The sequence below is a fragment of the [Clostridium] ammoniilyticum genome (genome assembly GCF_025566905.1).
GTDB classification, from domain to species: domain Bacteria; phylum Bacillota_I; class Bacilli_A; order Erysipelotrichales; family Coprobacillaceae; genus Faecalibacillus; species Faecalibacillus intestinalis.
The window spans coordinates 282,746-298,601 of sequence record NZ_JAOQJR010000001.1 but is presented as its reverse complement, the minus strand read 5'-3'; the positions used below and the strand labels follow the sequence as shown (position 1 = coordinate 298,601).

Genomic DNA, 15,856 nt, shown 5'->3' with positions numbered 1-15,856 from the left:
ATCATCCTTTGTTCACTTTGAAAAAATGATTGCCAACATTCTTTTCAAAGAAACATTGATTCTCTTTTTGATAAATCTCATATGTCTCTAAAGTATTTTTTAACACATTTTTCATTAAAACATTTCTCGTTTTATGTTCTTTACTTCCTAAACTCAAATATATTTTCTTATGATAAATGGGATGTTCTTTTAAATAATCCAACCATCCTTCTTTCCATAAAGAACCCGATACACTAATTGCTCCATCTAAATCTAATTCATGCATCGCATAAAGACTAAAAAGCCCTGCAAGTGAATAACCACTAATATAACATTTTAAAGAAAGATTCTTTTGTTTAATTGTTTCAATTGTATGGAATAATGCTTTTCCTGTTTTTGATTCAAAAGAAAGTTCATCTTGCCAATCATTAATTTCAATAACCTCTAAAAGATACGAACTCTTTTGAAAGTAAGTTTTTGCCTTTTCTACAAATTCATCTTGTCCTTTCATGACAAGATAAATGATGATTCCTTTTTTATTCATCACCAACCTCTACAAAGATAGGTTCATGATGAAGAGCCGGTATAATTTTTTCAAATACATCTTTCATTTTTATTTTTAAACTCCTTGTATTAATACAAGGATGACATCCTAAGTAATCATCTTCTAATAAATCTTTATCCACCAATAATTGAACATGATGTTCATGATCATTCATTAAACCTAAAACACTCACTGAACCAGGTGTAATATCTAAATATTCCAACATTTTTTCATCACTTCCAAAGGATAGACGTGAACTGTTGATTTGTTTTGAAATCACTTTTGTTTTGAATTTTTTATGTCCTTTCAACATTAGTAAATAATATTGACTTTTATTTGAATTAACTAAAAATAAATTCTTACAAATTGTTGATTTTAAATTTTTTTCTATTTCTAAACACACTTCCATGGTATTTGCTTCTTGATGATCAAGGCGTTGATAGTCAATGTTTAATTGATCGAGTAAATCATAAACTCTTTCTTCTTTATCTATTCTTTTATCTTGTGGTCTCCCTGTTACTAATTCCATTTAATCTACCTCATTTAAATTCACTTGATCTTTGATTTCATTAAATTGAATCATTGGTAATTGATTTTCATGATGTTCCCCTATAAACTTTTCCATCCATACCATATTATACCAACGTTTAAATTTATACCCACATTGATGAAATTCTCCCACCATTTGATATCCTAAATGATGATGATAATCAATACTATTGGTATCTAAATATTCATCATTTTGAATTGGTGAAGAAATACATGCATTTAAATTCGTAATATTTTGTGCTTTTAAAGCTTTTTCCAAAGCTTGATAAAGTCTTTTCCCTACCCCACATTTTCTTAAAGTATGATCTACATAAATCGATGTTTCTACACACCAATCATAAGCCGCTCTAACATTAAAAGTACCAGCATAAGCATAGCCGACAATTTGATCATCCACCTTAGCTACTAAATATGGATATTTTTCCATGACATGTACCATTCTTTGTTGAAATTCTTCAACAGCTGGTACTTCATATTCAAAAGTAATCGCTGTCTTTTCAACATAATAACAATAGATTTCTACTAGTCTTGCAGCATCTTCTAATTTTGCATACCTGATCTCTATTTTCATAACTCATTCCCCCGTTTGCCTTATTATCTACCAAATTAAAAAAGATGTCCATAAAAATGAACACCTAAGATAAAACTTCTCGCATTTCTTTAGAATATGTAAAACCATTTCCACTAACTTCTTCTACATGAGAAACAATAATAAATGCTTTTTCATCAATTTCTTTAATTTTATCTTTTAAATCAGGAAGTTTACGATAAGGTAAAATCGTTAAAACAACTTCTGTTTCATTTCCATAAAAACCACTTTTACCATCTAATAAAGTCACACCTGCATCCATATCATTTAAAATCATTGTTTTCATACGTTCAATTTCTTTAGACATTACAAGAACTTGGACACATCCTTTACCTGATGATAATAAATAATTCATCATATAGGCTGTAATTAAAATTGTCATGATTCCATAAACGATTTCAGGAGCACTATGAAATGAAATTTGTAGAACAAGAATTGCTGCATCAATCCCATTAACAAGCAAAGTCACAGGTATTTTAAAATATTTTTCAACAATAAGTGCTAAAATATCAAATCCTCCTGTAGATCCTCCCGCTTTTAATACAAGACCAATTCCTAGTCCTAATAAAAATCCTCCTAAAATACAAATTAATAATTGATCATTTAATAAACCATGTAAATAAGGTTGTTGATTAAAGAATTCTAATAAAATAGGAAATAAGAATGTTGAAACCAATGTTTTCATCGCAAATGCTTTTCCTAAAAAACAAAATCCAATGATAAATAAAGCAATATTAATAATTCCTACACAAAGGGAAACAGAAATTCCTGTATAAAAATGAAAAACTGTACTAATACCAGAAACCCCTCCTACCACAATGGAATTATCTAAAATCAAAGTACTAATAGCAAAAGCCATTAAAACGTTACCAATAATAATTTGAATAATTTTTTTCATATTTCTCACCTCGGGATATATCCTAACAATTTTTCTTTTTTAAGAATGTAACATATGTTACAATTTAAACAAGTAGGTGAAAAAAATGAAAATTAATGACGAACTCTTTGATTATTTTAAACAAGCTGGTACCATTAAACACTATCAAAAAAATGATATTATTTATATGCAAGATGACCATGCTGATGAATTATGTCTGGTTTTAAAAGGTCGCGTACGGGTTTACCATATTACTAAAAATGGTGATGAAATTAATTACGATGTTTTAGATAAAGGACGTATTTTTGGTGAATCTTCACTTTATGAAAATGCTTATCGCCCAACAACCGTTTCGGCTATTAATGATGTTGAAATTATTACTTGTCATCTTGAAGATCTTTATCCTTATTTATCATCTTCACTTGATCTGACGATTACTCTACTTAAGATGTTTAATGATAACTGCAATCATTTAACTCAACTTTTAAAATGGGCACAAACTTATGACCGATTTGAAAAAGTAGCTGCTTTTTTATATGAATTAAGTGCTACAAACAATATTGAAAAAAATTTACTTTTTGGAGATATTCCCTATACTCATCAAGAAATTGCGGATTCACTTGCCATTTCAAGAGTAACTGTTACAAAGGTTTTAAATCAATTTAAAGATGAGGGTTTAATTTCAATTGAATATGGTCATATCAAAGTTTTAAAACGAGATAAACTCTACGAGCAATATTTATCAACACTAGTTTAAACAAAAATAAGTTATGTTATAATAAGATATAAAGAGGAGGAATTTATAATGGAAAGTCATGTAGGATGTTATGAAACAGGTTCACTTGATTTCTTTGGACCATTATGTGTCGTTGCCTGTTATGTTGATCAAAAAGATGAAAAAGAACTGAATGAACTAGAATTAGATAAAGAAATGTCTACAAATGATATTGAAAAAATTGGTAAGATATTAAAAGATAAACTCACCTATAGTTTACTTTTGCTTGATAATAGTCATTACAATCAATATGTAAAAGAAGATCAAAAACTTTCATGTATTAAAGCAAAACTTTATAATCAAGCGATGATCAATGTTATTCAACGTATTGAACACCCTATTTCTAAAGTAACGATTGATGCTTTTTTAGCACCTAAAAAATATTATCGTTATTTAAAAAGCAAAATCGTTGTTGTTCGTCATATTGAATTTAAAAAAGAAGAAATGTCTTTAGCGATGAAATGTGCGCATATTCTTTCTCAGTATGCTTATCTTCAATATTATCAAAACATGTGTCAATCATTAAATACAACACTTCCTCGTGGTTTTAATATTCTCGCAAATGATGCTGGAACTTCTTTAGTACAAGAACATGGAAAAGATATTTTATGGAAAGTTTCTAAAACAAATTTTCCAAACTACAAACAGATCTTAGAGAGAGTTGAATAAACTCTTTTTTCTTATTAAGTAAAAAAATAAAATAATGCTTTATTTTTTATATAATAAGATTATCGGAGGAAAAAGAAATGATTAAAATGATTGTCAGTGATGTTGATGGAACTTTATTATCTCATGGTTACATCAATCCCAAATGTATTGAAAGTATAAAAAAAGCACAAGCGAAAGGCATTGAATTTGTTGTGGCTTCAGGGAGAGATTATTATGGCGTGACAAGTGTTTTAGACCCTTTAGGTATAAAATGTTCGGCCATTTTAGGAAATGGTGCTCAATATTGTAATAAAGAAGGAAAAGCCATCATGGATTGTTATTTAGATAAAGAAATGCTTAAAGAAATTCTTCCTGTCTTTATTGAAAATAATACACCGTATATGATTTTTACCACAAATGGTTTTTATAGTACTTTAAAACCTGATTACGTAAGAGATCGTTTTGCTTATCGCGGTAGTGTCCGTTTTGGAAATAAAATGGAAGATTTTTTACCAGGAGGTCCAATGAGTGATTCTCCTGCCTGTCAAATTCAACAATTTGATTCGATTGATGAATTCATAAAAAAAGATTTAGACATCATCAAAGTAGAAGCTTTTTCACATGATGAATTTGAAATACAAAAGGTCCTTCCTTATTTTAAAGATATGAAAAAGATTGCGTATTTATCTTCATATCCTGATAATGTTGAAATCACAAATGAAAATGCGCAAAAAGGACTTATTTTAGAAAAAGTAATTGACCTATTAAACATCAAAAAAGAAGAAGTTATTGTTTTAGGAGATGGTATGAATGATATTACTCTCTTTGAACGTTTCCCTTATTCTTTTGCGCCAAACAACGCTGAAAAAGTTATTCAAGAAAAAGCTTATAAAGTTGTTTCAAGTTGTAAAGATGGAGCTGTTAGTGAAGCTATTGAATATGCTTTAGAAAACTTATAAAAGATTCATTTATTTTGAATCTTTTTTATTTGTTTGGAAATTTATAAAATACTACGATAACTTTTAACATTATCACCATTATAATTTATCCCATAAAAAATTAAAGTAAAATGTTTTGCTAGTAAATAATCAACTTGACTATCCCCTATATAGATAGAGTTATTCATATCAATTAAAAAATCTTTTTTAGCTTGTTCTATCATCCCAGGTTTTGGCTTTTTACAGTGACAATGATCTTTTTCATTATGCGGACAAAAGTAGATTTTTAGAATATCTATATTTTCTTCTTTTAATTTTTTTAGAAATTTTCCTGTAAACTGTTGATAATCATTCAATGAAATAATTCCATCATTAATAAGATATTGATTTGTTATAATGATAAAATCATATCCCATCTCTTTTAATCTCTTGAGTCCTTCTATTGAACCTTCTAAAAATTCAGGTTCTTTAATTTCTCTCCATTTTTCATCTGGATAATCTTTAATAAGAGTCCCATCTCTATCCAAAAAAGCAATTTTTAAATAGGATGGCTTCATTTTAACCTTTTGATTCTTACTTTACCTCCAAAGCTTTTATTTTTAAAATTTTATCATTTATTTTTACTAAAAAGAAGAAAACTCCTCAAAAAAAGACAATATATATAGGGAGGAATCTATATGAACAAAAATAGAGAAAATTTTATAAAATATTCAAATGATTTATCATCATTTGCTTGTAGAAAATGAAAGAATTAGAACCCTTATTTGTCAAGAACTCGTTTCAGACAGGAAAATTATTTCTATTAAATTAAAGAATGCAATTGAAGAATATATTAAATATTACAATGAGAAAAGAATCAATGTAAAAAGAAAAGGATTGAGTCCATTAGCTTATAGACAACAATCCCTATCTTAAATTTTATAGTCCAACTATTTCAGTGCACTACACAACTATTGACGCTTTTTATTTTATTTATCTTTCCAAAAATCAACAGGTTCATATTCTTGTAACTGTGCAAGAAATCCAGCTTTTTGAAGTTCTTCTTGAATTTCATCGAGAATTTCTTCATTGTCTGCATGAACTGTATGATAATGATATCCTGATGTGACATTTTTTAGTAAGCTTGAATGTCCTGTTTGTAGATTTGTCATATAATTTTTAATATCTCTTCTTGAGGCAATATTTAATGTTGCTTTTACAATATTATAAACTTTATGATAAACAAAGACATCTTCAACATAACCACCTAAGTCAACAATTAAAGAAAGTTCTTTTTCTACTTCATTATCATCATGATGTACCTTAAAAATACGTTTACAAACTTTTTGTGTATTTAAAACATATCCTTTATGTGTTGAATAAATATCATAATCACCAGCACGAAGTAAAGCAATGTCTTGAACAATGACTTGTCGACTTACTTGGAGGGTTTTCGCTAAATATGTTCCTGATACAGGTTGTAAACTGTTTTTTAAAATATCAATAATGGCTTGTCTTCTTTTATTTCCATCCATAACTCGCCCTCCTTAATTGATATTATAGCACATGTAAATTCTTCAATGAAAGGTCTAATATTGGTGCAGAATGTGTTAGAGCACCACTTGAAACATAATCTACTCCTAAATTTGTAAGTCTTACAATGTTTTCTTTTGTGACATTTCCTGAAACTTCAATTTCAGCACGATGATCAATATAAGCAATAGCTTCTTTTAACATATCATCATCCATATTATCTAGCATGATAATGTCTGCACCTGCTTCTACTGCTTCTTTGACCATTTCCATATTTTCTACTTCAATTTCAATTTTTCTAACAAATGGTGCATATTCTTTAGCAAGCATAATGGCTTCTTTGACTCCACCAGCAGCACCAATATGATTATCTTTTAATAAGACACCGTCACTTAAATTATATCGATGATTATGTCCACCACCAACTCTTACTGCATATTTTTCAAAAATACGATTATTTGGTGTTGTCTTACGAGTATCTAATAAACGAATAGAAGAATCTTTTAAATATTCTTGAACATTCGCTGTATAAGTGGCAATTCCACTCATTCTTTGTAAATAATTTAAAGCAACACGTTCTCCACTTAATAAAATACGAACATCCCCTTTGACACGTCCTAAAAGTTGCCCTTTTTCTACATGGTCGCCATCACTTGCAAAAAATTCAACATCACACGCTTCATCTAATAATTCAAAAGTGCGTTCAAATATTTGTAATCCACAAATAATACCATCTTCTTTACAAATTAAATCAACGACACCTGTTTTAGAAAAAGGCATAACACTATTTGTAGAAACATCTTCACTAGTAATATCTTCTTTTAAAGCACTGATAATAAGTGGGTCTACATTTAATTTTAAAGTTGTTTGATCAAACATATAATGAGCTCTCTCCTTTAAACTTTTTTCAATACGTTTGGCAGCACGTTTAGCAAAAACAAGACTTTCTAAAAGTGAATTACTTGCAAGTCTATTTTTTCCATGAACACCATTACATGCTGTTTCTCCAATAGCATATAAATGTTTCATACTGGTATGACTATCATAGTCTACTTTAATACCACCCATGAAATAATGTTGTGCAGGTACAACAGGAATAGGTTCTTCAAAAACGTCATATCCTTTTTCTTTACAATGTTCAACAATGTGAGGAAAATGACTTTCGATTTCTTCTTTACCAATTGGTCTTAAATCTTCATAAACATAATCTGTTTGATCTTTTTCCATTTGTTTAAAAATAGCTTCTGCCACAACATCTCTTGGAAGAAGTTCATTGACAAAACGATTTCCATTTTTATCTAAAAGAATAGCTCCTTCACCACGAACAGATTCAGAAATCAAAAAACTTCTTTCATGATCTGTTGTATATAAAGTTGTTGGATGAATTTGTACATAATCTAAGTTTTTAAGTTCGATTTGATATTTTTTAGAAAGTTCAATGCCGTCTCCAGTTAAATGAGGATAATTTGTAGAATGTTTATAAAGTCCACCGATTCCTCCTGTCGCTAAAACAACTTTTTTAGCATAAACTTTTTCTTCTTGATTATTTCTTTTAATCACACCACCTAAAGCAACATTTCCTCGAACAATTAAATCAACAAGAGGTGTATTTTCTAAAAGTGTCACATTCTTTTTTTGTCTTACTTTTTCTAATAAATGTCTCGTAATTTCTTTACCTGTAATATCTTCATGATAAAGAATACGTTTTTGGCTATGAGCCCCTTCTCTTGTAAAAGCAAGGCTTCCGTCTTCATTTCTTTCAAAATCAACCCCATAATTAATTAAATCATGAATAACATCTGGTGATGATTTAATCATTAATTCAACTGAATAAGCATCATTTTCATAATGACCTGCTTTCATCGTATCTTCAAAATAACTATCATAGTCATCTTCATTTCTAAGCATACAGATTCCACCTTGTGCTAAAAATGAATCACTTAATTCCGCTTCTTTTTTAGTAACCATTAAAATATTTAAATCTTCTGGTAAATGTAAAGCCATATAAAGGGCTGAACATCCACTTCCTACTATTAATACATCTGTTTTCATATTCTACTCCTATTTTGCAAGTTCTAACATTTTTTTAAGTGGACTTAATGCTTTTTGCATAAAGTCATCATTTAAAATCACTTCATTTGTATCATTTTCTAAAACATCAACGATTTTTTCTAATGTCACTTTTTTCATATTTGGACAAACTTGTACATCCATAATAGTGTGTAAATTTTTATTTGGTGCTAATTCTTTGATTTTCGCAAAAACACCATCTACTGTCCCAATAATAAAATCTTTCGCTTCTGTTTGAACAACATAATCAATAATGGCAGAAGTACTTCCTACAAAATCAGCAGCTTCAACGATTTCTCTTTTACATTCTGGATGCACTGCAATTTTAGCCTCTGGATATTTTTGTTTCACTTCATTTAATTTATCCAAAGTAATATTGGTATGACGAGGACAATGTCCATAATTTGTCATCACATTTTTTTCAGGGACTTGTCTTCTTACAAAATCTCCTAAGTTTTGATCTGGTATAAAGAAAATATTTTTTTGTGGTAATGCTTTAACGATTTTTATCGCATTTGAAGATGTCACACAGACATCCGCATATTGTTTGATTTCAGCTGTCGAATTAATATAACAAACAACTGCTAAATCATCATATTTTTCTCTCATCTCTTTAATTTCTTTAATTGTAATCATATGTGCCATTGGACAATCCGCAAAAGCATCAGGCATTAAAACCTTTTTATTTGGATTTAAGATTTTGGCACTTTCCCCCATAAATTCAACACCTGCAAAAACAATACGATCAGCTTCTGTTTGACTTGCAACTTTAGCAAGATAAAATGAATCTCCAATATAATCAGCAATCTTTTGCACTTCTTCATCTACATAATAATGTGCTAAAATAATCGCATTTTTTTCTTCTTTTAACTTTTTAATTTTTTCTATATTATCCATATAACTTCTCCCTTTTCTCGAGGAGAGTATACTCCTTTTGTTTACACCTGACAAGACAGTTGTCAAAAATAAATATAAAAAAGATATCTTTTTTCAAAGATACCTCTTACATTTCTTTTAACCCTAATAAAATACATCCAATCAACATATATTCCTTTAAGCTTTCAATCTTAATCAAATCAGGGATATAACTCTTTGGCATATATTTTTCCATTTCTTTTTTTACATCATCACTTTTAGAAATCAACCGATTATAAATAATGATTGCATCCGGTGCCACCATCGAAGTAATCCCTAAACAATACTTCATTGTCCATTCAAGAGCTCCTTCTGGAGTTTTTTTGATTTCTTGATAATTCTCACTAAAAGAAATCGGTAAATACTGAATTTCACCCGCAATATTATGCCTTCCTTTAATTAAATGTCCTCGATGAATATGTCCTACTCCTCCCGTTCCACCAATACGTGCTTGATAAAGGAATGAAACAGATTCATAGTCATCTTGTGAAGCAAAATATCCCATCACAATTGTATTAACATCATTATTAATGACAATCTTTTGACTATATTTTTCTTCAAGAAAAGCTTGTAAATGACATTCATTCAAGCCATATTTTTTTAAAGTTACTACCCCATTATAAACAACCCCAGGTAGTGAAAGACTAATGAGTTCTATATCAGGATATCCATATAAAATCGTATTAATTAAATCAACAATATCATCGACTGAAATAGTGTTTTTGTAGACTTCAAAATCTTCTAAAATCATATTATTTTCATCATAAAGACGACTTACAAGTCTTACTTTTTGATCTAATTGAATAAAAGCAAGTGCTAAAACTTGTTGATGAGCTTTCAACATTTGTTTAATAGGTAAAGGATTTTCTTGTTGACTTTGAACTTCTTTTTCTTTATAAAGCTCATCTTCTAAAAAAGTAATCGTATTTCCCACATCATATTTTCCAAATAATGCAGGTGATAAAGCATAAACACGCTTATTTTTTAAGACTCCTTCTACTTCAGATAAACGAAATGATACTTGTGGTGCTAGTAGAATAACATCATAATCTTTCGCCATGTCATAAAGATTCCCATAAGAAACAGCATTAAATTCAAAATCTTTATTTAGAAGCTGTACACCCTCATTTAATTTTTCCGCAAAGAAACCTGTAGTAAGTCCACTTGTACACGAAAGAAGTACTTTTGTTTTTTTAGAAGTTGTCAACCTTTGTAAACAAAGACGCATGTCATAAAGTAAACCTAAAGCGTGATGAAAATTATTCATTTGAAAATGAATAAAGAAGACTTTTTCTTTAGTCATCTTATTTTCAACATCGAGTTCAATAATACAATCAGGATAAAAATTAATGAATCCTAAACCATATTTTGTTTCAATCACAATATTATCATTTACTTCTTTGACATCCCAATCATCTTCATTTTGATTCAACAGCCATCTCTTTAAAAGTTCTGTATCAATCTCTTTTAAAAAAGAATCCATCGTCCTCACCTCTTTTTTTTTATACATTTTTTCATCCAAAAATTAAAATTCTTGATAATAATCAAGAATTATTGTTCAGGTACAACTGCGAAATAAACAAGGTCTTCTTCATGATCATTGACCATTGTATGTTTATGACCTTTAGGACAATAATGAACGCTTCCTTTATGAAGTTCTTCTCTTTGTCCATCATAAATAACATAACCATTACCAGAGATGACATAAATCACCTCACTGTTTGTTTCATGAACATGTTCTCCAACACTTCCACCAGTTGGAATATGTCCAATCATAAAACGATTCAAACCATCAAAATACATTTTTGCTTCAATGTATTTTTCGCCACCTTTAAAGTTTTCAAATTTGTCTAAATTATTTTCATCATATTCAAAAATCATTTTTATATCCCCCAATCGCTTTTCATTATAACATATCTTACAGAAATGTAAGATGACGAATTGCATGATTTTCTATATAATATTAAAAGAAGGTGATCTTATGTATAAATTATTAATTGTTGAAGATGATTTTATTATCGCAAAAGGCTTACAAAAACATTTTGAAAAATATCATTATGATGTTCAATATATAGAAGATTTTGAACATGTTTTAGATGAATTTTTAGAGTTTCGACCTGATCTTGTTTTATTAGATATCCATCTTCCTTTTTTTGATGGTTATTATTGGTGTCAAGAAATTCGGAAAATCTCACAAGTCCCTATTGTTTTTATTTCTTCCGCTAATGAAAATATGAATATTGTTTTAGCAATGAATATGGGTGGTGATGATTTTATTAATAAACCTTTTGATTTGCAGGTTGTACAAGCTAAATTACAAGCGATTCTTAGAAGAACTTATAGTTTTTCTAAAGATTTTCATTTGTTAACTTATCAAGATGTTCATTTAGATATCTTAGCTGGAAAAATCACTTATCAACAAAAGGAACTTATTCTAACTAAAAATGAATTAAAAATCTTAGAATATTTATTTGAACATGCGGAAGTGATTGTTTCTCGTATTGATTTAATGAATCATTTATGGGATGATCACCAATTTATTGATGATAATACTTTAAGTGTTAATATGAATCGTTTAAGAAAGAAATTAGAAGATATTGGTTTACATGATTTTATTCATACTAAGAAAGGATTAGGTTATTTATTATGTTTAAAGACTATTTAAAGAAAACATATCCCGTCTATCTTCTTTATTTGTTGTTTGTCTTATGTACTTTTGTTGTTTTAATGATATGTCAAATGATTTCAGATTTAATTATTTATATGTTAAGTCTCTATTTTTCTATCATCCTTCTTTATTTTTTACTTGATTATAGAAAATACAGACAACATCATCAATATTTGATTTATTTAAAAGACAATCCTGAATTGTTTGATAATTTACCTCAAGAAAGCTATCTTGAAGAAAAAACGTATCAAGAAATGCTTCAAATATTACAAAAAAAGATATTTCAACTTAAACAAGAAAATCAACAAAAATACAATAACACGATAGATTATTATACAAAATGGGTCCATCAAATCAAAACTCCTATTGCTGGATTAAAACTCATCATTCAAAATGATTACCCAGATAAAAAAATGCTTGTAGAACTTTTAAAAATAGAACAATATGTCAATATGGCTTTACAATATGTACGTTTAGATTCTATTCACCATGATCTTTCTTTTCAAAAAGTTTCTTTAGATCATCTTGTTAGTCAAGAAATCAAAAAACAATCACTCTTTTTCTTTCAAAAAAATTTAAAAGTAGATTATCAAATTAAAGACCTACAAATCTTAACAGATGAAAAATGGAGTGGTTTTGTCATTGAACAAGTTCTTTCTAATGCTTTAAAATATACGAAAGAAGGAAGTATTACTTTTTATAATGAAGGTGAAAAGCTTTATATTCAAGACAGTGGTATTGGTATTAAAGAAAGTGATCTGCCACGTGTTTTTGAAAAAGGATTTACAGGTTTTCAAGGAAGAAATGATAAAAAAGCCAGTGGTTTAGGTCTTTATTTATGTAAAAATATTTTTAATCAATTGGGTCATTTGATTTCTATTGAATCAAAGGTAGGTCAAGGAACAACTGTTTGTCTTGATTTTAGTAAAAAAGAAATATTTATTGAATAATCTTACAAAAATGTAAGATTATTTTACTTACTTGTAAGATAAATCGATAGGTCATATTTTAGAAGTAGAATACAATAAGTGTGTAAAAAGGAGGACACAAAAATGTCATTATTAAACGTTAAACATTTACAAAAAATTTATTCAACGCGTTTTTCAAGCCAAAAGGTAGAAGCTTTAAAAGATGTTTCTTTTGATGTTGAAGAAGGAGAATATATCGCCATTATGGGTGAATCTGGAAGTGGAAAAACAACACTCTTAAATATTCTTGCTTCATTAGATAAACCAACAAGTGGAGAGGTTTTATTAGATGGAAAAGATCTTACAAAAATCTCTGATAAACATATTTCAGCTTTTAGACGAGATAATCTTGGCTTTGTTTTTCAAGATTTTAACTTATTAGATACTTTTAATGTCGCTGACAATATCTATTTACCTCTTGTTTTATCAAAAGAACCCTATGCTTTAATGAAACCAAAACTAGAAAAACTTGCAAGACCATTAGGAATTAATCATTTATTAGAAAAATATCCTTACGAAATATCTGGTGGTCAAAAACAAAGAGTTGCGGTTGCAAGAGCCTTAATTACCCATCCTAAAATTATTTTAGCCGATGAACCCACAGGTGCTCTTGATTCAAAATCAACCGATCAACTTTTATCTATTTTTGATCAAATTCATCAAAGTGGACAAACAATTTTAATGGTTACTCATAGTAGTAAAGCAGCTAGTTATGCCAGTCGTGTCTTATTTATTAAAGACGGACAAATCTTCCATCAACTTTATAAAGGAGATATGTCTAATCAAGAAATGTATCAAGCTATTAGCGATACTCTAACAATGCTTCTTTCGGGAGGTCAATAAAATGAAATTTTATTTAAAATTGGCTTTAGGAAATATCAAAAAGAATAAAAAGCTTTATAGTTCTTACTTTATTTCTACTATTTTCTCTATCGCCCTTTATTTCATTATTAAAACTGTAGGAAATAGTCCTACTTTAAAGGGTCAAGATTCAATTACTATGTTTTTAAATTTAGGAGGCTATGTGATTGCCCTCTTCTCTTTGATTTTCTTATTTTATACCAATAGTTTTGTGATAAAGAATCGAAAAAAAGAAATCAGTCTTTATCATATATTAGGAATGGAAAAAAGAAATGTACGTTCTATGATGTTATTAGAAACTATCGTTATTGCTCTTATTTCTCTTGTAAGTGGTATTGTTATTGGAATGCTTCTTTCACAAATTACATCTGTCATTATTTTAAGAATCATTCATAAAAGTATTCATTTTTCTCTTATTTTTTCAATAGATGCTTTTATAAAAACGATTATTATTTTCAGTATTATTTTCTTTTTATCACTTATTTATAATATTTCTGTTGTTGTTAGAAGTAATCCCATTGAACTTTTAAAAGGACAGAATATTGGTGAAAAAGAACCTAAAACAAAAATCTTTTTAACACTTTTAGGGGTTATTGCTTTAGGTGCAGGTTATTATATTGCTTTGTCCATTACCGATCCTATGCAAGCTATGGCTTTATTCTTTGTTGCTGTTATTTTAGTCATGATTGGTACGTATTGTTTATTTACAGCAGGAAGTATTGCTTTATTAAAGTTCTTAAAATCAAGAAGAAACTTTTATTATCAACCAACACACTTTACTTCTATTTCAGGTCTTTTATATCGTATGAAACAAAATGCTGTTGGTCTTGCTAATATTTGTATTTTATGTACTTGTGTTTTAGTGACACTTTCTTCAACAATTTGTTTATATAAGGGTATTCAAGACAGTATCAAAAGACAATATTACATGGATGGAACTATTACTGTAACTGATTCGGATTATCCAGACCAAGTCTATGAAGATGTTAAAGGATTATTAAAAAATAAAAAATATGATTCTCTTTATGCTCTTTCTTATTATAATTACACAGGAAGTTTAAAGAAAAATAAAGTACATCTAAATGATTATGACTATAATCATTTAGCTTCTATTAATCTTATTTCTTTGGAGGATTATAATCATTATTTTAATCAAAATTTATCTTTAAATAATAATGAAGCTTATCTTTATAGTTATGAAGGTTATAATGATCATACCATTTCATTAGAGAATATTCCTTATACTATAAAAGGACAAATTAAAAATCGCCAACTTCAAGCAAATAATTGTTTTGCTCCAAATAATATCTCAATAGTAATCAATCAAAGTGCTTTAAATAACTATAAGCTTAAATCAAAAAGTTATTTCATAGGTTTTAATGCAAGTAAAAAAGTTGTAGATGAAGTAACTACTGCTATTATTCATAAAGATTATAATTACTTAGGAAATAAATATTATGTAAGTATACAAAATAGTTATGAAGATATTGATGTTATTTATGAATTATATGGTTCATTATTATTTATTGGAATTTTTCTATCAATGATGTTCTTAGTAGCAGCAATCGTAATTATTTATAATAAACAAATTTCTGAAGGATTTGAAGATCAAAATAAATTTGAAATCTTACAAAATGTTGGTATGTCACAAAAAGAAGTTAAACAGACGATTCAATTCCAAGTATTGATTTTCTTCTTTGTTCCATTGATTGTTGCCATCATTCATTTAGCCTTTGCCTATCCTTTAATCCTTCGTATTTTAAAAGGATTACTAGAATGTAATGAAAACGTTTATCTTATTTCAACTACTGGTTGCATTGCAGGTCTCATTATTATTTATACGATTGTTTATTTGATGACTTCTAAGGCCTATTATCGTATTGTTAAAAGATAAATCTAAAGCGGACTTAACAAGTTCGCTTTTATAATAAAAAAACAGAGAAAATTTCTCTGTTTATCCAAC

18 protein-coding genes are annotated in these 15,856 nt (G+C 28.4%); 8 read left to right on the top strand and 10 right to left on the bottom strand.

From position 1 onward, the window contains the following. Position 1: 1 nt before the first annotated feature. From OCV55_RS01510 to OCV55_RS01495, 4 genes are all read right to left on the bottom strand, one after another. Positions 2–523 (bottom strand): hypothetical protein, encoded by a 522-nt coding sequence (locus tag OCV55_RS01510; protein ID WP_147579599.1) that lies wholly within the window; start codon positions 521–523, stop codon positions 2–4. After that, complete coding sequence (locus tag OCV55_RS01505; protein WP_147579598.1) at positions 516–1,052, bottom strand: prolyl-tRNA synthetase associated domain-containing protein; 537 nt, start codon at positions 1,050–1,052, stop codon at positions 516–518. Before OCV55_RS01505 ends, OCV55_RS01510 begins: the two co-directional genes overlap by 8 nt. Next, the gene (locus OCV55_RS01500) at positions 1,053–1,643 is read right to left on the bottom strand and encodes a GNAT family N-acetyltransferase (RefSeq protein WP_032090405.1); all 591 of its coding nucleotides are present in this window, start codon (positions 1,641–1,643) and stop codon (positions 1,053–1,055) included. Between the two features lie 64 nt (positions 1,644–1,707). Next, complete coding sequence (locus OCV55_RS01495) at positions 1,708–2,559, bottom strand: YitT family protein (RefSeq protein WP_147579597.1); 852 nt, start codon at positions 2,557–2,559, stop codon at positions 1,708–1,710. 85 nt (positions 2,560–2,644) lie between these two features. On the opposite strand from OCV55_RS01495, the gene OCV55_RS01490 reads away from it, so the two are divergent. From OCV55_RS01490 to OCV55_RS01480, 3 genes are all read left to right on the top strand, one after another. Further along, positions 2,645–3,295 (top strand): Crp/Fnr family transcriptional regulator, encoded by a 651-nt coding sequence (locus tag OCV55_RS01490; protein ID WP_032090407.1) that lies wholly within the window; start codon positions 2,645–2,647, stop codon positions 3,293–3,295. A gap of 48 nt (positions 3,296–3,343) precedes the next feature. Beyond that, on the top strand, positions 3,344–3,982 hold the full coding sequence (locus OCV55_RS01485; protein ID WP_147579596.1) for a ribonuclease HIII: 639 nt from the start codon (positions 3,344–3,346) through the stop codon (positions 3,980–3,982). Positions 3,983–4,059: 77 nt separating this feature from the next. Continuing rightward, the gene (locus tag OCV55_RS01480) at positions 4,060–4,920 is read left to right on the top strand and encodes a Cof-type HAD-IIB family hydrolase (protein ID WP_147579595.1); all 861 of its coding nucleotides are present in this window, start codon (positions 4,060–4,062) and stop codon (positions 4,918–4,920) included. A 41-nt stretch (positions 4,921–4,961) separates the two neighbouring features. On the opposite strand, the gene OCV55_RS01475 is transcribed toward OCV55_RS01480, so the two are convergent. Then, the gene (locus OCV55_RS01475; RefSeq protein ID WP_147579594.1) at positions 4,962–5,456 is read right to left on the bottom strand and encodes a D-glycero-alpha-D-manno-heptose-1,7-bisphosphate 7-phosphatase; all 495 of its coding nucleotides are present in this window, start codon (positions 5,454–5,456) and stop codon (positions 4,962–4,964) included. 157 nt (positions 5,457–5,613) lie between these two features. Between OCV55_RS01475 and OCV55_RS14010 the strand changes: the two genes are divergently transcribed. Beyond that, a complete protein-coding gene (locus OCV55_RS14010) occupies positions 5,614–5,814 on the top strand; it encodes an IS3 family transposase (protein WP_147579593.1) in 201 nt (66 codons plus the stop codon). 53 nt (positions 5,815–5,867) lie between these two features. Here OCV55_RS14010 and OCV55_RS01465 read toward each other — a convergent pair whose 3' ends face one another. From OCV55_RS01465 to OCV55_RS01445, 5 genes are all read right to left on the bottom strand, one after another. After that, positions 5,868–6,413 carry a transcription repressor NadR gene (locus OCV55_RS01465; RefSeq protein WP_032090410.1) on the bottom strand — a complete coding sequence of 182 codons (546 nt, stop codon included), beginning with the start codon at positions 6,411–6,413 and terminating at the stop codon, positions 5,868–5,870. Between the two features lie 22 nt (positions 6,414–6,435). Then, positions 6,436–8,463: an L-aspartate oxidase gene (locus OCV55_RS01460; RefSeq protein ID WP_147579592.1), complete on the bottom strand. Its 2,028-nt coding sequence runs from the start codon at positions 8,461–8,463 to the stop codon at positions 6,436–6,438. 9 nt (positions 8,464–8,472) lie between these two features. Further along, the gene (gene nadA / locus OCV55_RS01455; protein WP_119363604.1) at positions 8,473–9,378 is read right to left on the bottom strand and encodes a quinolinate synthase NadA; all 906 of its coding nucleotides are present in this window, start codon (positions 9,376–9,378) and stop codon (positions 8,473–8,475) included. 106 nt (positions 9,379–9,484) lie between these two features. Further along, complete coding sequence (locus OCV55_RS01450) at positions 9,485–10,879, bottom strand: ROK family protein (protein WP_175301013.1); 1,395 nt, start codon at positions 10,877–10,879, stop codon at positions 9,485–9,487. 68 nt (positions 10,880–10,947) lie between these two features. Beyond that, positions 10,948–11,277 (bottom strand): cupin domain-containing protein, encoded by a 330-nt coding sequence (locus OCV55_RS01445; protein WP_022002797.1) that lies wholly within the window; start codon positions 11,275–11,277, stop codon positions 10,948–10,950. 100 nt (positions 11,278–11,377) lie between these two features. On the opposite strand from OCV55_RS01445, the gene OCV55_RS01440 reads away from it, so the two are divergent. From OCV55_RS01440 to OCV55_RS01425, 4 genes are all read left to right on the top strand, one after another. Continuing rightward, entirely contained in the window at positions 11,378–12,061 is a 684-nt protein-coding gene (locus OCV55_RS01440) for a response regulator transcription factor (RefSeq protein ID WP_147579590.1), read from the top strand. Further along, positions 12,043–13,014: a sensor histidine kinase gene (locus tag OCV55_RS01435; RefSeq protein WP_147579589.1), complete on the top strand. Its 972-nt coding sequence runs from the start codon at positions 12,043–12,045 to the stop codon at positions 13,012–13,014. The genes OCV55_RS01440 and OCV55_RS01435 overlap by 19 nt, the downstream gene beginning before the upstream one ends. Before the next feature lie 102 nt (positions 13,015–13,116). After that, positions 13,117–13,875 (top strand): ABC transporter ATP-binding protein, encoded by a 759-nt coding sequence (locus tag OCV55_RS01430; protein WP_117849712.1) that lies wholly within the window; start codon positions 13,117–13,119, stop codon positions 13,873–13,875. 1 nt (position 13,876) lies between these two features. Next, complete coding sequence (locus OCV55_RS01425; RefSeq protein ID WP_147579588.1) at positions 13,877–15,787, top strand: ABC transporter permease; 1,911 nt, start codon at positions 13,877–13,879, stop codon at positions 15,785–15,787. Positions 15,788–15,856 lie beyond the last annotated feature (69 nt).